Raw genomic sequence first — 5,755 nt, 5'->3', positions numbered from 1 at the left:
TTCACAAAAATCCCGCCCAAAACTGCTGAAAATGGCTGTGAATAATTAGCGCTTGCAAAAAGCCCATTTAATCAGCGTTTCCCTAGCTTCTAGCTGCTAGGAAAGCTGGCCAGCCTACGGCATGGCTAATTACAGGTCAAATGTTTAGAGTGCCGCAGGCTGTAGAGCTTTCCTGGCTGCCAGCCGCTAGAAGCTAAAAGCCCTCACCCGGATGGACTGACACTTATCTATCATCACTCAAAAAGGGCCGTGAACAGTCACAGCCCTTTTCTGCTAAACATTACACATTAAACCGGAAGTAAGCAATATCTCCGTCCTGGATGATGTAATCCTTGCCTTCCACCCGGAGCAGGCCCTTTTCACGGACCGCTGCGTAGGAACCGCAGGCCATGAGATCATCGTAGGATACGATTTCGGCACGGATAAAGCCCCGTTCGATATCGCTGTGAATCTTGCCGGCTGCCTTCGGCGCCTTTGTCCCTTCCCGTACGGTCCAGGAACGGCATTCATCGGGACCGACGGTGAAGAAATTGATGAGACCCAGCATGGAGTAGGCTGTACGGATAAGGCGGTTCAGGCCCGGTTCTTCTTCGCCCAGGTCTTCCAGGAATGCCTTGGCTTCGTCTGCATCGAGTTCGGACACTTCCTGCTCGATTTCAGCGGAAATGGGTACCCATTTCGCCCCTTCCTTTTCTGCCTGCTCTGCGGCTGCCTTCACATGGGGGTTGGCCATGGGGTCGGAAATATCGTCTTCCGCCATATTGAGGACGTAGAGCACCGGCTTCAGGGTGATGAGGTTCAGTTCCTTCAGGATTTCCAGGTCATCTTCCGAAAGGTCCAAGGCACGGGCAGGAGTGCCGTTCTGGAGGGCATCATAGACCTTCTGGAGCACCGGCAGGTCTGCCTTGGCTTCTTTGATGCCGGCCTGGGCCAGCTTTGCGGTCTTTGCTTTCTTCTTATCCACGCTTTCCAGATCCGCCAGGCACAGTTCCGTATTGATAATGTCCATATCCCGGACCGGATCAATGGACCCTTCCACGTGGGTAATGTTGCCATCTTCGAAGCACCGCACCACATGGGCAATGGCATCGGTTTCACGAATGTGGCTCAGGAACTGGTTTCCCAGGCCTTCGCCCTTGGATGCGCCGGCCACGAGGCCCGCAATATCCACGAATCTTGTGAAGGCGGGGGTGGTCTTCTTCGGTTTGAACATGGCTGCCAGGTCATAAATGCGATGGTCCGGCACTTCTACAACGCCTACGTTCGGTTCAATGGTGCAGAATGGGAAATTGGCCGCTTCTGCTCCGGCTTTGGTGATGGCATTGAAGAGGGTACTCTTCCCTACGTTCGGGAGGCCGACAATGCCGATCTGCAGATTTGTACTCATGGAAACTCCTTTATCTGGACATGCAGAAATCTACCTGTCAGATTGAAAGGTAGATTTCCGGAAAAACTTTGTAACTACAGACTTCCTGCTGTTATTTCTTCAGGGAAGCCAGTGCTTTTTTCATTCTTTCCACCGCTTCTTTGGTCAGTTCCGGTGTGTTGAAAGAGGTGAGGCGGACATAGCCTTCGCCGCAGGGGCCGAAGCCGGAGCCCGGGGTGCAGATGATTCTTGCTTTATCCAGCAGGAAATCAAAGAATTCCCAGCTTGTCATTCCCTTGGGCACGGACATCCATACATAGGGGCTGTTCACGCCGCCGCAGGCGGTAAGTCCTGCGTCCTTCACGCCCTGGAGGATGACCTTGGCGTTATTTCTATAAATGTCCAGGGTTGCCTGGATCTGTTTCTGTCCTTCTTCGGTGTAGATGGCTTCAGCGCCGCGCTGCACGATGTAGGAGCAGCCGTTGAACTTGGTGCACTGCCGGCGGTCCCAGAGGGCATTGGCGGAAACCTTTTCACCGCTCTTTGTTTCCAGCATCAGTTCCTTCGGTACCACGCAGTAACCGCAGCGGACACCGGTGAAGCCGGCGGTCTTGGAGTAAGACCGGAATTCAATGGCCACTTCCTTAGCCCCTTCGATTTCATAAATGCTGTGGGGAATATCGTCTTCCGTAATGAAGGCTTCATAGGCAGCATCGAAGAAAATAACGGAACCCGTCTGCTTTGCATACTTCACCCACATGGTGAGGTCCTTCCTGTTCAGGGCAGCGCCGGTGGGGTTGTTCGGGGAGCAGAGATAAATGATCATGGGATCATGGGAAGGAAGGTTGGCTTTGAAGCCGCATTCCTCGTAGCAGGGCAGGTATTCCAGCCGTTCATAGGAACCGTGGACGAACTTGCCGCTCCGTCCGGCCATGACATTGCTGTCTACATATACCGGATATACCGGGTCCGTTACAGCTACGATATCGGATTCCGCAAAGATTTCCTGCATGTTGCCGGTATCGCACTTGGCACCGTCGCTGACGAAGATTTCATCCGGGGAAATATCGCATCCGCGAGCCTGGAAATCATGCTTTGCAATGGCTTCCCGGAGGAAGAGGTAACCCTGTTCCGGACCGTAGCCCCGGAATGTTTCCATATGGGCCATTTCATCCACTGCTTTGTGCATGGCTTCGATAACCACCGGAGCCAGTGGCTGGGTCACATCGCCGATACCGAGGGAAATGATATCCGCATCGGGATGGGCTTTACGATAGGCTTCCTGTTTCTGGCGGACCGTCGCGAAAAGGTATGCACCCTGGAGATTCAAATAATTTTCATTACAATGTGCCATATATATCGCCTCACTATTGCTTTTTAGTCAATACATTTCGATGACTGTTATATTCTAACATAAGCCATGGGGATGGTCAAAGAAAATAGGCCGCGGCGGTTGAGTTCCCCTGCGAACGGGCGGAGCCTTGAGCATTGAGCCTTGGGCCTTGAGCTGGTCATCGGATTCGCGGCGAGTGTCATATGGCTGGCTGTAGATGCAATCAGGTGGGGGCTTCTAGCGGCTAGCTTTTAGGAAAACTCAACCGCCTTCGGCACTTCAAACGGTTTGAACGGCAATCTGTCATGCCGCAGGCTGGCCAGTTTCCCTAACAGCTGGAAGCTAACAGCCAGGAGCCCCCACCCGTCCGCACGGCGCTCAGCCACACACCCGCGGCGGAGCCGCTGGAGGTCTAGACCTAGATCTAGATCTTTAGGGCCTACGGCCCTGCCCCTCGATCTCGACCTCGGTCTCGATCTCATTGGCCCGCAGGGCCTGTTCAGCTCAATGCCCAAGGCTAAAGGCTCAATGCCCCCATCCGTTCGCACGTTACCCAGCCACATGTAAAAAAGCAGCACCCTTCGGTGCTGCTTTTCTTACTCATCAGAATTTGAATACCACCCGTCCAAGGACGTGGTCCACCGGTACCGGGCCGATGAATCGGCTGTCGGAGCTGTGGTTGCGGTTATCCCCCATCACGAAAACCATGCCGTCGGGCACTGTGTAGGAGCCGTCCATAGAGAATTCCATGGGTTCATTGATGTAGGGCTCATCCAGTTTATCACCATTCCGGTAGACGTGGCCATTCTTGAATTCCAGCTTGTCCCCGCCTTTGCCGATAACTCTCTTTACCCATACGTTATGTCCCTGGGAAGACTTGTTGAAAATGGCAATATAGTTTTCCAGGGGTTCCGCCAGGTCGTCCATCCAGGACCGTTCCCGGTGGGTACGGCTGTCGATGATGACGATATCGCCGTAGGACGGTACTTCCCGCATGACGTGGCTGATTTTGGAAACGATGAGGTATTCTCCGTTCGTCAGGGTAGGATACATGGATTCTCCAGATACCTTGGTGGGAACGAAGAGAAAAATATGGATCACCATGGCCAGGAACAGGGCCACGATGATGGAATAAATCCAATCTAATATTTCGTGCATGAAGCTCTCCTTTATTCATCACAATACTGGGCGTATTGTTTTATTGTACATCATCAGGAGGAGAAAGAAAAGAATGGGTGGTGCCCGGTGATAGTTTACATACAAACGGGCGGGACCTTGGGCCTTGAGCAGAACAGCCGCTCCGCGGCAAATATACCCCTCAGTCAGCTTCGCTGACAGGCTCACCCTGCGGGAAATCCCGCGAAGCGGTTGAACCTCAACTCTCAACTCTCAATTCTCAACTCTCTCCTACTCCACCATCCCATAGAGCACGTCCACCACGTTTTTCGCGCTGTCCGGGTGATGGGTGCCGCAGGCGGCGGCCATCTTTTCACGAATCTCCGGGTTCTTGAGGATTCTCCGGGCCGTTTCCGCCAGTTCTCCCCGCTTCACCCATTCCGCACAGCCCTGGCGCTTCATGTGGAGAGCGTTGGCCCGTTCCTGTCCCGGCAGGGTATTCACGAGGATCATGGGAAGGCCCATGACCATGGCTTCGGTGCAGGTCAAAGCGCCGGGCTTTGTGACGAGGATTTCGCTCCTTGCCATGATTTCCGCCACCTTATTCGTATAGCTGTGAAGCTCCACCGGATGGTGCAGGTGCTCCGAGAGGGCCGCCACCTTTTCGTAAAGGTCGATATTTTTCCCCGTGATGACGATGAATTTGGAAATTTCCTCCACACCGTCCAGGCGCTCTATGTTGTCTGTCACATTGCCCAGTCCCAGGCCGCCGCCCATGACGAGGACACTTCCCTTTTCGAAGGGCTTTTTCAGCGCCGCCTGTTCGTAGAAGGAATGGCGCACCGGGATGCCGGTGACGTGGATCATGTCCCCCGGGATATCGTAGGTTTCCATGAGATCCTTCAGATCCGGCGTAGCCACGCAGAAAGCATCCAGATGGGGGTCCACCCAGAGCTGGTGGATATCGAAATCCGTAATCACGCCGAGAAGGGGCATGGAAATGCGGCCATCCGCCTTCAGGAGGTCAGCGGCCCCCGCCGGGAAGGGATGGGTAAAAATAAAAGCGTCGGGCTTCAGTGTTTCCGCCAGGCTCCTCATTCTCCGCTTGAAAGTGATGGAAAGCATGTACTGGGAAAGCACACCGAACCGGCTGCTCTGGGAATCGCTGTACAGATGGTCATACATGGCGGGGAACACATCAATCATTTTGAGGTAGCTGTCCTTGATGATATGGTCAATGGACAGGGGATTATTGGACACGAAATCAAGGACGCTCACGGAATCGGAGGGATGGGACTTCTGGATAGACTCCGCAATAGCCCGGGCTGCCTGGCTGTGTCCTGTCCCTATACTGGCTGTCAAAATGATAAATTTACGTGGCTTGTCCGACATGGCTTTTCCCCTTTTCTGTACTCTACCGATAAATTATATCATACAAGGGTAAGGGATGGTATGCGGGAGGCCGGAAGAATAGCCGCTTTGCGGCAAAGATTTGAGATTTGAGATTTGAGATTTGAGAGTTGAGGTCCAGCCGCGTCGCGGCAGATTTCGATGCTTACGGATGGAGTCATCAGCACGGGGCTGCCAGCTTCCAGCCGCTGGCTTTCGATATGTCAGCGCAACGGAGGCTGGTCTTTACCTCCCCCATCTATGGGGGAGGTGCCGTAGGCGGAGGGGGTTCCCACTGAAGTCGCTCCCACTGTATGATCCGGAATCCCCGGCCTCTCTCGCGGTATACCATCAGACACCCTTCCACCGCTGACGCGGTCCCCCCGATCTCGGCCAGTCGACAAGAGGAAGGCGCTTTTATGTGCAGGAAAAGTGTGCAAGTCCCGCAGGGGACTTGCAAGCTGGTCGTATATTGGCGTCTTTACTGCACATTAAGACGCCTTCCTTTGATTGACCGGCCGATCAACTTGCGACTGGCTTTTTTTTTTTTT

Annotated in this window: 4 protein-coding genes; all 4 read right to left on the bottom strand. The window is 53.8% G+C overall.

Features of this window, described 5'->3' with window-relative positions; all coding sequences use genetic code 11:
* Positions 1–280: 280 nt before the first annotated feature.
* The gene (ychF, locus tag QZR21_RS07630) at positions 281–1,387 is read right to left on the bottom strand and encodes a redox-regulated ATPase YchF (protein ID WP_296099455.1); all 1,107 of its coding nucleotides are present in this window, start codon (positions 1,385–1,387) and stop codon (positions 281–283) included.
* A gap of 91 nt (positions 1,388–1,478) precedes the next feature.
* Entirely contained in the window at positions 1,479–2,720 is a 1,242-nt protein-coding gene (locus tag QZR21_RS07625; protein WP_296099453.1) for an LL-diaminopimelate aminotransferase, read from the bottom strand.
* A 582-nt stretch (positions 2,721–3,302) separates the two neighbouring features.
* Positions 3,303–3,857: a signal peptidase I gene (gene lepB, locus QZR21_RS07620; protein ID WP_296099451.1), complete on the bottom strand. Its 555-nt coding sequence runs from the start codon at positions 3,855–3,857 to the stop codon at positions 3,303–3,305.
* 249 nt (positions 3,858–4,106) lie between these two features.
* A complete protein-coding gene (locus QZR21_RS07615; protein WP_296974727.1) occupies positions 4,107–5,207 on the bottom strand; it encodes an MGDG synthase family glycosyltransferase in 1,101 nt (366 codons plus the stop codon).
* Between the last annotated feature and the right edge of the window lie 548 nt (positions 5,208–5,755).

Origin of the sequence: uncultured Dialister sp. (assembly GCF_900541605.1) — a bacterium.
In the GTDB taxonomy this organism is placed as follows: domain Bacteria; phylum Bacillota; class Negativicutes; order Veillonellales; family Dialisteraceae; genus Dialister.
The sequence above is the reverse complement of the archived record's forward strand: the minus strand, read 5'-3'. Positions and strand labels throughout refer to the sequence as shown.

What these genes read in the sequence shown, in the direction of transcription:
- ychF (WP_296099455.1), bottom strand. Translation starts at nt 1,387, where the DNA reads ATGAGTACAAATCTGCAGATCGGCATTGTCGGCCTCCCGAACGTAGGG.
- QZR21_RS07625 (WP_296099453.1), bottom strand. Translation starts at nt 2,720, where the DNA reads ATGGCACATTGTAATGAAAATTATTTGAATCTCCAGGGTGCATACCTT.
- lepB (WP_296099451.1), bottom strand. Translation starts at nt 3,857, where the DNA reads ATGCACGAAATATTAGATTGGATTTATTCCATCATCGTGGCCCTGTTC.
- QZR21_RS07615 (WP_296974727.1), bottom strand. Translation starts at nt 5,207, where the DNA reads ATGTCGGACAAGCCACGTAAATTTATCATTTTGACAGCCAGTATAGGG.